This window comes from Agrilactobacillus fermenti, from assembly GCF_047943045.1.
Taxonomy (GTDB): Bacteria; Bacillota; Bacilli; order Lactobacillales; family Lactobacillaceae; genus Agrilactobacillus; species Agrilactobacillus fermenti.
This window is the reverse complement of record NZ_CP181347.1, coordinates 1353535-1371142: the sequence shown is the minus strand read 5'-3', so window position 1 is coordinate 1371142 and position 17608 is coordinate 1353535. Positions and strand designations below refer to the sequence as shown.

Below are 17608 nucleotides of genomic sequence, written 5' to 3'. Positions count from 1 at the left end.
ATTCTTAGAGATCGTTATGCTGCATTTATCTAATGCAGTTCATTACACAAGTAGTTATTATACCGAAAAATATGATGCTTTGGTTAATTTATATTAGGATCGTGCAAAAAAATTATGAATCGTTGCCACAGCTTCATGTAAGGGCATTGCAAGAACTGGCAAAGATTTAGGCAGTGACCGCAACATTTGTTGCCCATAATGGGTGCTGTTTAGCCGGGTGTCTAATACTAACATGATGCCACGGTCAGTCTTGGTCCGAATGAGGCGGCCAAAGCCTTGATTGAGGTGCATGGCTGCTCTGGGCAAAGCATCAGTTCTAAATGGATTTTTACCGTGACGTTTTAACCAATCATAACGTAGTCTTACCTCGGGCTGGTCTGGAGACTCAAAAGGCAAACGCGTCATGATGACGAGTTGCAACATGTCACCTGGTAAATCAATACCAGTTAAGAACGCATTAGATCCTAAAAGCAAGGCTTGATCATTGATCATAAAGCGTTTAAGTAGTTTTTCATTACTGCCGGTAATCCCCTGTGCCAATAATTCCCGCTGTCGGCCAAAAGGTGTATCTTTCAAAATATAGTAGGTTTGTTTGACCAAATCTAAAGCATTAAATAAAACAAGTACCTTACCATCAGTATAGGTTCCAATTTGATTTAAGACAGTCGTAATGTAGTCCGCAAGATAGCTGTTATTTGTCTGCTTAATGTCAGGACTATCTGTTAGTGTAATCAGTTTGGCTTGGTTGGCAAAATCAAAAGCAGAAGCAACTTTTAAAGTTTTGAATGCTGGTTCAGCTGTTTGTAATGTATCAGTTTTTTGGAATTCATAGCCTAAACGAGAAATAAAATAATCAAAACGGTGGTTAAATGTTAAGGTTGCACCTGTTAAAGCAACATGATCAAAGGCGGCAAATAATTTGGCTACTGTTTTTTGATTATCAAAGTTTTCAACTGCAATCTCTAGAGATTTAACATCTGTGTATTGTCGCATTGACAAAATGGTGCCTTGGTCAATAAAAGTACCAGAGTTAAAAATGGCAATAAAACGTTGGAGCTGTTGTGCCGCCGTGACAAAGTCCCCTATTAAGCTGTAAACACGATCAAATAGATTTTGGGTAGCCTTATCAAAATGAGCTTGCATATTTGTCAACTGATTTAAAGCTTGAACAAAATTAACTGGTAATTTTTGAATGGCAGTCGCCATAATTGCTAATGGTGGTTTGATATAAGTCTCAATATCTAAATTATGCAAATCAATCGTAATGTCAATCGGGGTTGAACGTTTGGCGCGTGGTACATTATCTTCGATGTAACTTGCAAAAAAGACCTGCTGCAAAGCATTGATTTGCGTTTGAATCTGTTCTAATTGATCATAGGCTCGGTTGATTTTCGAAACTGCTGGATAAATATCCGTTAACTTACTTTGTAACTGACTTTTAACGCTCTGCAGATCACGTGAGATTTCAATAAATTGTTTGAAGTTTGTATTAAATTTATTAAAGTGTTCCAATTGATCAATAAAAGCATCAGCTTCATCAATAATTAACGCACTATGAGTTTTAATTGAGTCAAAGGCTTCATGATGCAGTAAAAAAGCATGATTCGTAATGATTAATTCGGCATTTTGAGCCTGTAAAACAGCATAATTATAGAAATTATCGTTACCAAATTCACTTTTGGCATTTACCTCTGTGGTTACTAGGCGATTGAGAAAATGACTCCGGTTTTTAGTTAACTGTAGTTCTGACAGATCCCCCGTTTTGGTCATAGTTAACCAAACTAAAATTCGCATTTGTAATAAGCGCGTCGGACGATTCATTGAAGGCAGCTGCAATGTCTGCCAAAAGACATCTAAATCCAAATAATGGCGTGCACTCTTAATTAGCGCTACCGCAGCTTTAGTGCCGAGTAGTTCCTCTACTAGCGGAATACCTTGATCGCGCAGCTGATTTTGCAAAACTGTAGTTGCCGTACTAATGACCACTTGCTGCCCTGTTTCCATAGCAAAGTAACTTGGCAATAGATAGCCGAGGGTTTTACCACTTCCTGTTGGTGCCTCAATGATCAAAGGTAATCTTGAGGCCTGTGAAGACAATAAGTCGTGGAGCTGATTCATCATTTTTGCCTGACTGCTGCGATATTCTAAAATGGGTAATAAGAGTTTTTTCTTGGCTGCCGGTGATTTTGGATAAGTTCCTAAAGGTTTTAAAGATCTGGAAGTTACTTGTGGCTTATTGCGGAGGATTATACCATGGGTTTCGTGCAAATAATTGGGTAGTGGCACACGTTTTTGATTATCACGAATCGATTGAATATACTTACCAGTTTGCTGAGATAATAAATCCCCCAAACGTACCAATTCATCTAAAACAGCCCCTGGTAGTTGCCGTAAGCGTTTGGTTAATGTAATAAAAAGTTTGGCTGTAACGATTGCATCACTATCCGCATGATGTGGATTTTTATGAGTGATGGACAAAAGACTGGATAAATCTTGTAGTTTGAAGCTGACTGCAGTTGGTAATAAAATTTGTGCTAATTCAACGGTATCAATTGCTGGAATATCTAGAGCTGGTAGACCAATACTTTCAAACGCATGATTAATAAAGGGAAAATCAAAATTAACATTATGGGCAACGAAAACTGTATCCATCAACATATTATGCAAGGCTGGACCAATCTCAGCGAAGGTTGGAGCTTCGCGGACTTGAGCTTGATTGATACCAGTTAAATCAGTGATGGCTGGGGGAATTGCAATTGTCGGCTGAATATTCTGTGAGATCGTATTTACTACTTTGCCATGTTGAACTTGCGCACAGCCGAATTGAATAATTTGATCCTCATTACGCTTTGTACCAGTCGTCTCCAAATCTACTATTGAAAAAATCTGATGTTGTTCAAACATGTCTTACACCATTTCTGTTGTTATATTTCGATCAATTGTCGATGAATAAGACCATAAAGGTATTTGTGGGCTATTGGACGGTTGAGCATTTGTTTGAGAGCTAGGGCATAAAGATTCAATTGTCCTTGATAGTCATGTGCTAAGTCAAGTGCCTTTTTGTGGTCGGTCTTATAATCCACTAAAATAACGCCGTCAGCTGTTATCAAATAACCATCGATCATCCCGTGAATCAAGACATTGTTTTGGGGGTCAGCTTTAACGCCAGCAAACAAGCGCTGAGCAGGGTAAACCATTGAAAAAGTTACTTCACGATAGAATTGTTCTGGTGTTTCTCTGATGGCTTGACCAAGATCTGTATTGTAGAAAGCAAGGATACCTTCAATATCAATGTGTTCTGCTAAAGCAGCCGTCAGTAATTCACGCGCCACTAATTGAGCGATTGTTTCCTTGACAAAAGTAGGCGTGATTGGCTGAGTCAAGTCTAGTTTTTGAAAAACCAAATGTGTGGCAGTACCTAATTGTGTCGGCGTAATTTGGCTCTGCTTCAAAAAGGTAGGTTCATTAAAGTTATTTGTGGTTGATGTTTCGGTTTCAGCAGCTGTCGGTATGATGGTCAGTTGCTGAGCCGCCATTTCTGTTGCTGTTAACGGCACTAATTGCTCTAAATCAGGGTCATCAAATTGACGTTTAATGTCAGAAACAGATTGATATGCCGTTGTTTGTGTTGCTAATAGATTATTATAATGATAGTTGAAGCGTCGCTCAACTAAATTTAAAAAATCAGGGGTTACGGATGTGTGCTCTTGAGGCACTGGATCCGGTTCATTTTTTTTAGTTGTTTGTGTGTCTCGTGGCTTTCCTTTTGCTGCTTGCGAAGTTGTCACGATGACCTCATGAGGTAAGTTCTTAAAAATTTGTGGTTGATATGTGGCTGCAAAAGCTGGCAGGTCAACACCGCGAACCAGAGACGGTCCAATAATATCTAGAAAAGAGCGGGCTGCAAAACGTTGATTTAAAGGTAGTTTAATGTCTTTTGTAGACGCACTTTTCTGCCAACTAGCAGCGATTTTATCGAGAGAGTCTTTCACATCACCAACTAATAGCAGCCGTTGCTGAGCGCGCGTAACAGCGACATAAAGTAAACGCAATGCTTCTGAAAGCTGCTGTTTACTTTTGGATAGTTTGATGAGATTTTTCTGTAAAGTGCTGACTTTGATACGCTCTTCAGTCAATACGTCAATACCTATACCCAACTGCTGATCAAAAATATACTTTTGACGTAGTTCATTTTGATTAAAGGTATGCTCCAGCGCAAAAACGAAAACAACTGGGAATTCAAGCCCCTTACTTTTGTGAATGGTCATAATTTGGACCGCTTCTGTTGTTTCACTGGGAACATCAGGCTCAGCGAGATCTTTATCATTGGCCTGCATATTTTCAATAAATTTAATAAATTGAAATAGTCCCTTAAAGCCGTTCGCCTCATACTGTGTCGCACGTGTATAGAGTGCATTTAAATTAGCTGCTCGTTGTGGTCCCGAAGGCATGCCGCTAACATAATCTAAAAATCCAGTTGTATTATAGATTTCCCAAATTAAGTCTGCCAATTGACTGCGTTTGGCTAAGCTTCGATAATGCGTCAATAGGTCAGCAAAATGATTTAATTTTGTTAAAAAGTCGGGTCGGCAAATTTCAGGATCGAAGTGTTGCTCTGCGAGGGTCTCTTGCAAACAAGCATAATAAGATAGTTTTGGCTGGCTGGCACTACCTCGAATATACCCCAGTTCATTTTCATCTAAAGCGACAATCGGTGAACGTAAAACAGCCACCAAGGGAATATCTTGGTCGGGATTGTCAATGATTTGTAGTAGCGCGATCATGATTCTGAGTTCAGTTGTTTGAAAATAATTTTGGGTATCGCTAACGATTAACGGAATTTGTTGTTGTTTGAAAACATCAATAATTTGCAGATTATCATTTCGAGTTGGCACTAGAATTGCAATATCACTATATTTGATTGGTCGACTTGTCTGTGTTGTCGGATCGTAAATGGTTTCTTTTTGAGCGATCATTTGTTGAATTCGCTGTGCCATTAGGTAGATGCTACCCGACGTTGAGGCATCTGAAACCGCATCAAGTTGACCGGCCATCGAGTGATCTGAAGTATCTGCTGTTTGTAGTAGTACCTCAACAGGCTGGTCGCTATCTTGATCGTAGTACTTAGCACCGTAATGTAATTGTGCTGCTTGATCGTAAGCAATGTCACCTAACGCTTCATCCATATATTGACTAAAAATATAGTTTACAAAATTAGTGATGTTGTGTTTCGAACGGAAATTATCCGCCAACACGATCTTTTCTGCAGGTAGTTGAACTGCTTCATTTGTTGCCAGCGGGTACTGCTGATATTTTTGGGCGAATAGACTTGGGTCAGCCATTCGAAAGCCATAAATTGATTGTTTGATATCCCCTACCATGAAACGGTTACCTGGCTTATGGTGCGCCACCAATGATAATAGTGATTCTTGTAAGGGGTTGATATCTTGGTACTCATCGATCAACACTTCTGAAAAGCGTTGTTGATAGTATGCTTGAACAGGATACTGCCCTTGTTCATCTTGATAATTGAGTAAATCAAAGGCTAAGTGTTCTAAATCACTAAAATCAATGAGATTGCGCCGATTTTTTTCGGCTTGGAAGGCAATGCCAAACTTTGAGAGCACTGTTTGCATTTTTTTAATTAATTTTAAGGCAACTTGGGTGGTCTTTACGATTTCATCTTCCGTTTGACTGAAATAAGGCTCAATAAATTGCTGCTTCAGCTGCGTCTTTAAATCATTAAAAGCATTGATGATTTGTTCAGTCTCTTCGGGGTAAGCTTTAGCCAATTTAGTGCCTCGGCGTTGATTAGGCACCTGCAATAAGCCATCAAGGCTGGTTTTGAGCACACTGTAATCGATCTGTTCGGTTGTGTTATTGATCTGGTTCAAAGCAGTCAAGATCTGATTAATAAAGTCCTGATACTTAGAGGCATCAATTGCCGCCACTTGTGATTGTAGTTGTTTGAATACAGCTGTTTGTGTCTGAATCCAGTCACGAAGGTGCGGCAAAATGGTTGCTGTGAATAGCCGGTTTGATAAAATAGGTATTTTTAGTTGATAAGCATCAACTAAATGTTTGAGCCAAAGCCGATCATCAGCGAAGGCACGGCTATAGTCATAAAGTTCAAAAATCATCTGCTCTAAGCCATTATCATCACGGTCGTTAGAAAAATTTTCAGTCAATTTGAAAAAAGCTTCGTCATCAGCGTTGTAATAAGCTTCGCGAATCGTTGCAAACACGCTTTGTTTTAATAACTGGGTTTGGGCAGCATCTTCAAGAATCGTAAATTCGGGATCGATGCCTAATAAATAATAAAATTTATGAATGATTTGTTCGCAAAAAGCATGAATCGTACTAATATTTGCTAAGTTAAGACGATTCATTTGCCGACGAAAGTGGTGTAGCTTTTTCTGTGCGGCTTGAGTCAATTGTTCTTTAGCCGTTAATTGCTGAATTTGCTGTTCGACAGCGGTTTGAATTCTAGTTTTCATTTCTTGAGCAGCCAAACGTGTAAATGTCACGATGAGTAATTGATCCACATCAGTGCCGGTAAGGACCTTTTGAATGACGCGTTGGACCAAAACAGCGGTTTTTCCGGATCCAGCTGATGCTGAAACTAAAATATCATGACCCGTATGATTGATTGCTTTTTGTTGATCTTCTGTGAATTGAACCATCAGAACCTCCTTGAAGTGGTTAGGTGCAGTACCTTAGGCTTTGGGTCTGTCATTTTCATTTTTTTTGCTATCAGCGTCATCATTATTTTTATCATGAATTTTGGTGTCTGGTAATTGTGCCTGAATTTTTCGGAACCAAAAGTCAGTATCAGCTTGACTCCGTTTATTTGATTTTTGCAGATCCAAATAATTATTTTCTGGTAACATGGCGTCAAATTGGAAAATATTTAAGTAAGGACTATATTTTAATGCATTTTCTTGTCTTGACTGACGTACCGGACGTAATGGAAATTGGCCGGCAAAAATATCTTGGGCAGCTGCTTGAATTTTTTGGGCATTGTAACGCAGCAAAGTTTCTAGCTGGTGCTCGGTAATCAAACTAAATGAAGTTGTTGTGTAGCTGCCGTCCTTTTTTTGCCGAACCGGTATAATTTTTGAACTACCTGAAATCTGATTGTCATTTGCTTCAATAATTTCTGGTTCGCTGAGCATGATACCTTGGTATTTAAAGGCTAATAATTGGAGTTGTTCTAGTTCTGTTGGCGTTACTGGGAAGGTCACTTTTTTTTCTGAGAAAGTTGGGTTTTGCAAGTGGTAGTAAAAAGCACTGGCAAATTTAGCATCTGTTAAATTTAATTGTGGCAAATTATTCAGAATACTTTGAACATAGGTCAGCATCTGCAGCGATAGACCATAGTAAATTTTTTGCAATTCTAAACTGTGAGCACTAGATTTATAATCGATGAGATTAAAGTAACGGCCACTTTCAGTTTCAGCGGTATCGATTCGGTCTATTTTGCCGCGGACGGCGACTTCATGATCAGCATCGACTGGAAATTTTAGACTTTGTAGGTGATTGGCGCCATTACCAAAAGGCACCTCGGTTAAAAATGGTTTGAATTTGCTTTGTTGGCTTTGACGAATATTGGTTTGGATTGATAAGTTCAAAATATTTCTTAGTTTGTAGCGGATATAATGCATCCGTCCGGTGCTGGATAAAATATCATACTGGGGTAATTGATATACTTGATCAAGCACTTGGTTTAATAGCTTTTGCGCTTGCTTTGAAGAAAGTGCTGCTAAATCAATCCCCTTTTGTGCCAATAATTTGATAAACGTATCCATGACTTCGTGGTAGAAAGAGCCTCGACTTGCTGGTGAAAGATCGTAAACCTCTCGTTCTTGTAAGCGCAAACCATAAGTTAAGAAATAGGCGTATGGGTTTTGATAAAAAGTTTCTAGCTGTGATACCGAAGCGTGTAGTGTCTGACCAAAAAGTGTGTCCAAAACGGCTGGTTTAACTTTTACAGGTACATTATGATAGTTTAAACTGGCAAAAACATTTTGAGCAAGCCGACCCCAGGTTTCGTCTTTTTGAAGTGTGTCGATCAAAAAACGGACCTTACTGGCTACGGGCTTTCTTTGATCCAGAGTTGCTCGGAGAATAGGCACTAATCGATGGATCATTTGGCGCTTGGTGCCAATTAATTGTTCAAATGTATTTTGATTGGGATCAGTATGCAATAATGTATTAAAAATTACAGGTTCAATATGAAAATGTGTTTGCAGACGCGTGCCAAATGGTGAAAATTCAAATTGTTGGGTGTCATCATCTCCCCTGGCATAACTCAAATCTAAGCGTTCTGTAGGATTTTGTAACGCTGTATACATGAGATAATTTTCATTAGTCATTACGATCTCAGATGTTGGCAAATCATCAAATTCAGACGATGCTTCTTTCATTGCTTCACGATCGTCATCGTTTAAGATTGTTTGTGGCTTCGCGACTTCTGGGAAGTTACGATCGTTTAAACCGATGATAAAAGTCATTTTACGATTGCCCATTTGCACCTTGCCAACTTCGGATACATTGACAGCATCAAGTGTGGTTGGAATTCGGGCATAATCTGTATTTTCAAATGCAGCTGTTAACAAATCCATAAAATCGGTTTGATTGAAAACATCTTCACCTAAAACAGCTACAAATTGATCTAAAAAGTCGATAAAAGCATTATACCCTTGGCTGCTCTTATCCAGAGTACTTCCAGTTGTACCGATCTCTGCTTGCCATTGTTGTAACTGATGAATAACGCCTGATGATTGTAAAAAATGATATAGTGCTGTCGCCGCTGCCTGCCCTGTTTTAGCTCGATGTAGTTTTTTAAAAAAGGGTTCTAACTGTTGACGTACGAGTTGATGAATGGTTTCGATCATTTGTGTCTTAGTAATATCTTCAGTAACGGTTGTGCCAGTTTCGTCAAAAGATTTAACTTCGAAGTGCCAACTTTCAGCCTGTAGCCAATCACTTTTATGCAAGTTGTGAGCTAAAAGATAATTATCCGTAATGTCTAAATCATTGCGAAAAATAGAAATTTCGAGAAAATCCCCCGTTGACAGTTTTGGCAACAACAATTCTGTTTTTAATAGTTGCATTAAATCTTCATAGCGGTAGTCAAAACGGTCAATAGCAAATAAGTTCGTAAGAAAAGCTAATAATGGGTGGTCGCGCATAGGGATGGGTAAATCGTCGAAATAAGGGATTTCAAATTGATCAAAAATCGGTTGAATGACACTTTGATAAGCTTCAAGATGTTTCGCTAAAACTAAAAAGTCACGATATTGGTAGTGCTCTTCTGTGATCAGTTGATGGATTTTGAGGGCAACAGCTTCAATTTCTTGATAGGTGTTGTCTGCAACGGTAACCGTTAAAGCTGAATCAAGTTCTGGTGAAACAGTCGATTTTTGTTGCGGCTGGCGCCAATAATTACCGATAGCTGTAATTTGTGGGTTCGTGCGCTGAGTTTGTACAGCGATATTATGAAAAGCAAACCGATTTGCTTTAGCGTAGGCAATCAACTGAGCTTGTAATTTTTTGGTACGGTTGAATAAATCATCAGCTTCAAAATTAAAGTCAAGCGCTGGTTTATCGGTCACTAATGTCATCGCAACTTTGCGACTGTGTTGACTTAAGACTTCAACTATCTGCCGCTCTAAAGTTGTCATTTGAGTGAAGCCGCTTAAATAAAAATAGGTATGCGTTAAATCAGCCGTACTTATATAATTATATAAGGCGTTCATTAATTGTTCATTCGTAATAAATTGATCGCCTAGTTCTGCTTGATAAGCGGCATAGACAAGACTTAAATCTGTCAGCTTCATCTGTGTATCAGAGTTAAGTGGCAATTGTTCAGCCAAATGGCTAAGCTCATCAGGTAAGATGTTAGTACTTTGTAATTCATCTAGCTGGCTGGCTAAGGCGTTTAGAAATCCAGGCTGCTGTTGTTCGCTCCGAAAAATTTTGAGATCAGGATTGATCTGTTTTAAAATTTTCGTCAACATCATACTTTGTGCAGCTGAATTTAATCGATTTTTTTGGTAGAATTGAGTGTCTTTAAGAAAATACCAGAGTAATCGTGTAAATGAAAAAACTTGAACCTTGCTGGTTGCATAGCTTTCATTATCTTGCTGGGCACGTAATTGATTCATCGTCATGACTTCAGCTTCAAATTTGATGTGATCTGGTATAAGTAAGAAAAAATGGTCTTGAGGATTTTGTTTTTGGTCAGCGATCAGCTGGTCGATCAAAGCTTGATACAAGTCTTTGTCAGCTGTGCCATATAAAAAATTTAAACTCATATGCCCTCCTGTGGCGTCAGTTTAACCTATTGGATTACTTTAAACATTATCATCAAAGTTATTTTCATAAAAGAATTAAATTGAAAAAGCGATCTATGAGAAAGGATGAGTACCTTGCAATCTGGTCTCGGAACGAGTCACGCTAAAATAATTTTGATTGGTGAACATGCCGTCGTTTATGGATACCCGGCAATTGCTTTACCTCTGCCTAGTGTGCAGATACAGGCAACGATACGGACAGCTAAAGTGGATCAAACCATCCATTCGCGCTATTATGATGGTCCAATTCAAGGGGCAATTGCTGAATTGTCTGGTATCCGACGGTTGATACAACATTTACTGTTACATTTTGATGCTGTTGACCAAGCTTTTGATTTGACGATCAAAAGCCAATTACCGGCTGAACGTGGTATGGGGTCATCAGCAGCTACTGCTATTGCTATTATCCGGTGTTTGTTTGATTTTTTCAAGAAACCCTTAACGCATCAGTTATTATTACAGTGGGCAAATTTTTCCGAACATATTATCCATGGTAATCCTAGTGGTTTAGATGCTGCAACTGCTAGTGCCCAAACGCCAATTTGGTTCGTGAAAGCACAAGTACCACAAGAACTAAAATTAAACGTACCTGGTTTTCTCGTGATTGCAGATAGCGGTATTAAGGGCAAGACCGGTGAAGCGGTTAGGTTAGTGGCACAGCATGTTCGAGATATGCCAAACCATTATCGCCCTAAATTAGCTGCTCTAGGCACGATTACAACAAAAGTAAAAATTGCTTTAGCAAAAGCGGATATTGAAGACTTAGGCCAATTGCTGACTGCTGCCCAGACTAACTTACAGGCTTTAGGTGTGAGCTCAAACCAGTTAGATAAACTGTGTCAAGTTGCTTTAGCCAATCAAGCACTGGGCGCTAAATTGACTGGCGGCGGTCAGGGCGGCTGCATGATTGCGGTAACTAAAACAGCTGCCCAAGCACAACGACTAAGCAATGCCCTACAAACAGCTGGTGCAACTCAGACTTGGATCCAGCCTTTGAGTGAGATACATACTTTAAAATCAGCAAGAGGTAGTATTAAATGACAATTGCCCGCGCACACACAAACATTGCCCTAATTAAATATTGGGGAAAAAAAGATCCGACTTTGATCATTCCTTATGCTAACTCACTTTCTTTGACCCTAGATCAATTCTATACCACGACTGAAGTAACTTTTGCTGACGAAGCCGCTCATCAGGATGAATTTATCTTAAATGGACAGCGATTAGCACCGAAGGCAACCACACGCTTAGCTGCATTTCTAGAATTGATTCGTCAACGAGCACGGGTACAACGCTATTTTAAGGTCAAAAGTGAAAATCACGTGCCAACTGCAGCTGGTTTAGCATCATCAGCTTCCGGTTTTGCAGCACTTGCCTTAGCCGCGAGCACCACTGCCGGCTTACAACTTAGTAGTCGTGACCTATCACGATTAGCACGGCGTGGGTCAGGATCAGCCTGTCGTTCTATTTTTGGCGGCTTTGTGGAATGGCATAAGGGCTATGATGACCAAACCTCCTATGCTGAACCATTACAAGCTGATCAGCACGTAGCGATGGATATCGGCATGTTGGCATTAATTATTTCGGACCAGCCTAAGCAAATATCCAGTCGTAAAGAAATGGCTAATACAGTGGCGACCTCTCCCTTTTATGATGCTTTTATTCAAGCCTGTGAACAAGATATGATCATACTTAAACAGGCAATCACCCAAAATGATTTTGTGACCTTGGGCCAAATAGCTGAGAGTAATGCTATGAAAATGCATGCTACTACTATGGGGGCTCAACCACCTTTTTCTTATTTTTTACCGGAAACCATTCAGGCGATACAAGCGGTACAGCGAGTACGTCGTGAAGGCTTAGATTGTTATTATACGATGGACGCGGGTCCCAATGTGAAAGTCATCGGGCGTGCCAGTGAATTAGAAACACTTCAAGTTCGTTTAACAGAGTTGTTACCAAATACGCCGATGGTTGCGGCCAGGCCAGGTCCAGGCGCAATGTTATTGTCAGACTTTGAATTTGGCCAGGAATAGGGATCATAGGTTTGCGTGTTCATGCATAAATTTGAAGGGATAAGATATAACTATGGCTCATGAAACAAAACATGCCCACCGCAAAGATGAACATTTAGCTTTAGCCGAACACTTTTATAATGCTGTGCAACGAAACGATTTTGATCAATTACATCTAATTTTTCGCAACTTACCAGAGTTAGGTGTTCAAGATGTCTCTTTAGAAACGACAATTTTTGATCAAAAAATTGCTGCCCCGATATATATCAATGCAATGACTGGCGGTTCTAGTCGGACGGGAGCCATCAATGAAAAATTGGCTCAAATTGCAGCTGATTTACGGATTCCAATGGCAGTTGGTTCTGAGAGTATTATTTTAAGTGAACCTGAAAGCTTAGAGACTTTTTCGGTTGTTCGCAAAGTTAATCCTACGGGAGTTATTTTTGCAAATATTGGTGCTGGTAAAGATTTAGCTGCTGCGAAACAAGTCGTAGCAGCAGTAGCAGCAAATGCCTTACAGGTGCATTTGAATGTCCTACAAGAGATCGTGATGCCTGAAGGTGACCGGGATTTCCACTGGGCGGAAATGATTCGTGAGTATCAGCACTTAGACGTCCCGATTATCGCCAAGGAAGTCGGTTTTGGCATGTCTGAAATGACCATCAGTCAATTGGAACAATTGGGCATACGCTACATTGATCTCGGTGGTGCTGGGGGGACCAATTTTGTGCAAATTGAAAATGCACGCCGTCAAAACCACGATATGGCTTACTTGGCCGAACAAGGGTTAAGTACGGTAAAAAGTTTGCTGGAGAGTCAGCCTTTTCAACGAGACCAGCATTTGACCTTTTTTGCGTCCGGCGGTGTTCGTCAGCCGTTAGATATTGTGAAGGCTTGGCATCTAGGTGCCAAATATGTAGGTATCAGTCGGACCATATTACATCTATTGTTACACCACACGGTTTCTGAGACAGAAACTATTTTAACCGCTTGGTTAGAGCAGCTGCGGTTATTGTTAGTTGCTTTTGGCGTGCGGACACCCGCAGAACTGCCTCAAGTTGAACATTATTTCGATCAGGAACTTTATCTGTTTCAGCAACAGCGCCAGTCGTAAAACTTGCTATTAAAATTCAAAAATGAACCGCTCAAATTATGACGATTAACGTCTAATTCTTTGAGTGGTTCATTTTTAATTTATATTTAGTCTCTTAAGCCTTTTGGATAGTAGTTTTTGAGCTGCTGGTTGACTAATTTACCAATGGCAAAGCCAAGACCTTGATAAGTCAATAATCCAAATGTTTTACTTTGCTTTTGTGGCGTGGCCTTGATCCAAGCTAACGCTTCTCCGTGGCGATAATGCTGGTATTGCTGTTCGTCAACTTCAAAAACCTGTCGAAATTCAGAAGTTGTCAGCGCGAGAGCTAAGGCATGGTCGGCTTCAAAGCGATTTTTTTTAAAGACACCTAGATTGAGGCCATTGCGTAAAATTCGAATGCCCTCATAATCTAATTGAATATTGGGACGCTGGTGCACATGACCATCATTAATTTCTATTTGTGTGAACGTAAAAGGATTCGTTTGAAATGTCTGTTTAATAAAATCCGTTAATAATTCTGTTTCTGCTTTAGTTAACATCGCTTGGCGAACTGATTTACGACGTTTTTTCTTTCTAGTTTTAGCAGATTCTGCGGTCGTTATTTGGGCTGATTGCTTTATGAGTTTGGCAATAAAGTGGCCTTCTCCCTTGAGCAAATGCGGCCATAAACGAACAGTATCATTAAGCATGGGGTTATTGTCAGCCCATTGTGGTTGTCCCGACTGCATACCGGGGTATTTTTGAATCGGCAGCGTCCTAAATTCGGGATAATTTTTAAGTATCCAAGCAATGATCTGCTCATCTTCTTCTGGCGCAAAGGTACACGTTGAATAAATAAGCGTCCCACCCGGTTTGAGCATTTTAACAGCTTGACTGACGATTGTTTTTTGCCGTGCGGCACAATCAGCCGCATAGTTGGGATGCCAATATTGAACTGCTTCGTGGTCTTTGCGAAACATCCCCTCCCCAGAACAGGGTGCATCTACTAAGATACGATCGAATGTTTCAGGCCATTTTTCCGCTAGTTGCTCTGGCGCGTTATTGGTTACGACGACATTTGTCAAACCAAAACGTTCAATATTTTCGGATAATATTTTGGCGCGTTTGGAATTGATCTCATTGGCAACTAATAAACCAGAATTTGCCATTTGACTGGCAATATGGGTGGATTTACCACCAGGCGCAGCACAGAGGTCTAAGACCATTTCCCCTGGTTGTGGGGCGACCGTTTGACCCACATACATTGCACTGGGCTCTTGAGAGTAAACGCCACCGGAAGTGTGGACGATAGATTTACCAGCAACATTGCCATAGTAACCACCTGATACATAAGGGACAGGCTCGGATGTATCTACGAGTGGCAGGACAGCTCTTTGCTTAGCCGGATTGATTCGAAATCCCTTACTTGGTTCAGCATTGAAACTCGCTAAGAAAGCATCACTTTGGCTGCCTAAAAGCGTACGATATTTCTCTTGGAATCCTTCTGGTAAGTTCAACTTTATTTCCCCGTCCTTATAAGTTAAATATCACTGACTTCATTTAATTCTTTTGTAGGTGTTTTGAAAATTAGAATTGTCATAACCAAAAGGTTAATAACCGTAACGATCAAAGTGAAAAGGTTAACCGTATGATAATTGATCAGATAGGTTTGCCAAATCCCTATTAAATAACCAATTAATGTACTGATCACATAATGCAGGGCAAAACGCCTAAGGTGCCCCCACTTCATCTTTAATGTTAGCATATGGTCTAATTCACTGACTTGAATAAAACGGCGAATAGCAACGTAAAAAGCAAGTGTTAAGGCGAGTAGGCTAATAAAAGATAACCCATAAATAGCTATTAAGGCGTATTTACTGCCCCAACGACGATGCTCTTTTTCCTGGTTCGTTTTAGGGACATAAGTCCGACTATGTTTTGCTTTAATGATTTTACTAAATGCTTGTTTATGTTTGGTTACTAATGAACCATCCGCAATGACTTCTAAGTTTCGAATTGGTGTGGTATTCGTTGTCTGATAAGGTGAAACCGTAATAAAACGGTGCGTATTTAGCGGTGACGTTCCTGCCGTTCCCGCGGTTCCAATTACAGCAACATATTGATGACCACTGGGCAAGTAGGCTTGAGATTGGGGTTTATATAAACGGTTGGTCCAATCTTGACCGACAATCGCAAAAGGCAGCGGTGCCTCAAAATCACTCGTGTTAAAATTGCGACCAGAAACCATACTCAGGTTGTTGTTTGGATGCTGCGCATAAATATAACTTAGAGCTTTTTGTTGTGGGTCAATAAATTGAATCTGAAAATTGTCAAATTTCTTTTTGGCAACAGCAGCCGTGATTTGCTGCATATTTTTAGAGCTTTTAGCTTTGAATATTAAGGCATCTTGTGACAAACCGCCATGATCCAATTGAATTTGATAGGTATTGCGGTCGTGAACACTGACAAACCACAAAGATAAAAAGACAACGATTGCAACTGCCATATCTATCAGTATTTTCCGTCTTAACAAACCATAAACCTCCGAATTAACGTACACAATAAACTTGATCTTGAATGAGATCAAAGTGTGGAAAGATTTGATTGATACCAGCGATACGTTTATTTTGTACTAAATTTGCTTGTTCCCAGAATCCTTGAGAATTGGTCGCACCACCGGCCCCCTTTTCACCCACGACAAAAAATAATTTACCGGCCATATATTGACGATAGCAGTTTAAAACTTGTTGGTCGATCGGATTATGATCTTGACTCCAAATCATCACAAGCGCGGTAGCAGTTTGACCGTAATGTCGAATGGCAGTCAATGCATCCAGAGTTTGAATTGGTACCCAGGGGTCACTAGCGGTAAGACTTGTTTTACCCCAGCTACGATCATCGGTGGCAATGCTGGTTTGACCAAATTGTTGCATACTGAATGTAAATAAGCCATTACCGGCCATAATTTCAAGGTATGTTTCATCGGGAAATAACTGATGCCACCGACGCATAAATGGCACATTAAAAAGTGCCCAGATACCAAATGTTCTAGCAACAAAGTTTCGAAAATTATGTAATAAATGATCCAAACGATGTAATTCGGTTTCGATTTGTTGTGGCGGTGTTCCAAAATTCATTAAGAACGCTTGACTATAACTGGCAACGTCTAAGCCTAACATACGAAAACGGCGACTGGGCAGTTTGTGAGCTGCTAAGTCCACCGTGATACTTGTAACCGTATCAATTTGATCAGCTATGGCCGGAATCTGAGCATATTTTTGTCTATAAAAATGAAGTGCTTGTAGGTAAGATGTTTGCAATATAGCTGCCATCAATACCGTTTCTCGCGTTCAGGGACAAGGTTTTTGACGCCTTGATCTGTGCCTACAAAGACCTCATCAACAATATCTAAAAAGAGGCCATGCTCTAAAATGCCAACTTGATGTGCCAACCAAAGTGCCAAATGATGTGGATGATTAATTTGCTGAAGGTGTAGGTCGATCACATAGTTATGCTCATGTGTAAAGTAGAAATGATCTTTGTCGACCATACGAAAAGATGGATTCAAGCCTTCATTAGCCAAGCGGCGAAAAACTTTGGTGCTGCCATATGGTACGACTTCAACGGGCAGTGGAATATTATGTCCCAGCGTATCGACTAACTTTGAATCATCTACAATCCAGAAATTTTTATCTGAAGAAATTGCCACCATTTTTTCATATTCATGTGCTGCCCCACCATCTTTGATACCTTGAAAATGCTTGTCGATCTCACCGGCACCGTCAATGGTTAAGTCAATATGACCAACATCATCGAGATCTTTCATGGGGATATTTAAGGCATTGGCTGCCTTAGTTGTCCGATCAGAAGTAGACACCCCAATAATATTTAAATGTTCCTGTTGAATCCGCTGTGCCAGTCCTTCTAACATATACTGGACCGTTGTCCCTGTGCCTAAACCAATGATCATATGATCTTGAATGTGATCCAAAGCAGCCAAAGCAGCCATTTTCTTTTTATCTTCGACGTCCATATTGTGCCTCCACATTAAATTGTATATATATTATAAAGATACAGGGTTTAAATATCAAAATAAACAAAAGTATTGTAAAATTAATGAAAGACTAATTTATGCAACTCGTCTTATCTCAATTTACAAG

At 40.0% G+C, this 17608-nt stretch carries 10 protein-coding genes; 3 read left to right on the top strand and 7 right to left on the bottom strand.

Annotation, left to right across the window (positions count from 1 at the left end; genetic code table 11):
• Positions 1-93: 93 nt before the first annotated feature.
• The 3 genes from ACNAN0_RS06735 to ACNAN0_RS06725 are packed head-to-tail and all read right to left on the bottom strand — an operon-like array spanning position 94 to position 10319.
• Complete coding sequence (locus ACNAN0_RS06735) at positions 94-2904, bottom strand: helicase C-terminal domain-containing protein (RefSeq protein ID WP_230913072.1); 2811 nt, start codon at positions 2902-2904, stop codon at positions 94-96.
• 20 nt (positions 2905-2924) lie between these two features.
• Entirely contained in the window at positions 2925-6683 is a 3759-nt protein-coding gene (addA, locus tag ACNAN0_RS06730; RefSeq protein ID WP_230913071.1) for a helicase-exonuclease AddAB subunit AddA, read from the bottom strand.
• 33 nt (positions 6684-6716) lie between these two features.
• A complete protein-coding gene (locus tag ACNAN0_RS06725) occupies positions 6717-10319 on the bottom strand; it encodes a PD-(D/E)XK nuclease family protein (protein WP_230913070.1) in 3603 nt (1200 codons plus the stop codon).
• A 105-nt stretch (positions 10320-10424) separates the two neighbouring features.
• On the opposite strand from ACNAN0_RS06725, the gene mvk reads away from it, so the two are divergent.
• Genes mvk through fni form a run of 3 tightly spaced genes read left to right on the top strand, consistent with a single transcriptional unit; the run spans position 10425 to position 13487 of the window.
• On the top strand, positions 10425-11399 hold the full coding sequence (gene mvk, locus ACNAN0_RS06720) for a mevalonate kinase (RefSeq protein WP_230913069.1): 975 nt from the start codon (positions 10425-10427) through the stop codon (positions 11397-11399).
• Positions 11396-12394, top strand: a complete 999-nt coding sequence (gene mvaD, locus ACNAN0_RS06715; protein WP_230913068.1) for a diphosphomevalonate decarboxylase — start codon at positions 11396-11398, stop codon at positions 12392-12394. Before mvk ends, mvaD begins: the two co-directional genes overlap by 4 nt.
• A 52-nt stretch (positions 12395-12446) precedes the next feature.
• Positions 12447-13487, top strand: coding sequence for a type 2 isopentenyl-diphosphate Delta-isomerase (gene fni, locus ACNAN0_RS06710; protein ID WP_230913067.1), 1041 nt, complete (start codon positions 12447-12449; stop codon positions 13485-13487).
• Positions 13488-13573: 86 nt separating this feature from the next.
• Here the strand turns inward: fni and ACNAN0_RS06705 are convergent, their stop codons facing one another.
• Genes ACNAN0_RS06705 through rpiA form a run of 4 tightly spaced genes read right to left on the bottom strand, consistent with a single transcriptional unit; the run spans position 13574 to position 17481 of the window.
• Positions 13574-14965, bottom strand: a complete 1392-nt coding sequence (locus ACNAN0_RS06705) for an RsmB/NOP family class I SAM-dependent RNA methyltransferase (RefSeq protein WP_416352943.1) — start codon at positions 14963-14965, stop codon at positions 13574-13576.
• A gap of 23 nt (positions 14966-14988) precedes the next feature.
• Positions 14989-15981, bottom strand: coding sequence for a hypothetical protein (locus ACNAN0_RS06700; protein WP_230913065.1), 993 nt, complete (start codon positions 15979-15981; stop codon positions 14989-14991).
• 16 nt (positions 15982-15997) lie between these two features.
• The gene (locus ACNAN0_RS06695; protein ID WP_230913064.1) at positions 15998-16780 is read right to left on the bottom strand and encodes a hypothetical protein; all 783 of its coding nucleotides are present in this window, start codon (positions 16778-16780) and stop codon (positions 15998-16000) included.
• Positions 16780-17481 (bottom strand): ribose-5-phosphate isomerase RpiA, encoded by a 702-nt coding sequence (gene rpiA / locus ACNAN0_RS06690; protein WP_230913063.1) that lies wholly within the window; start codon positions 17479-17481, stop codon positions 16780-16782. Before rpiA ends, ACNAN0_RS06695 begins: the two co-directional genes overlap by 1 nt.
• Positions 17482-17608 lie beyond the last annotated feature (127 nt).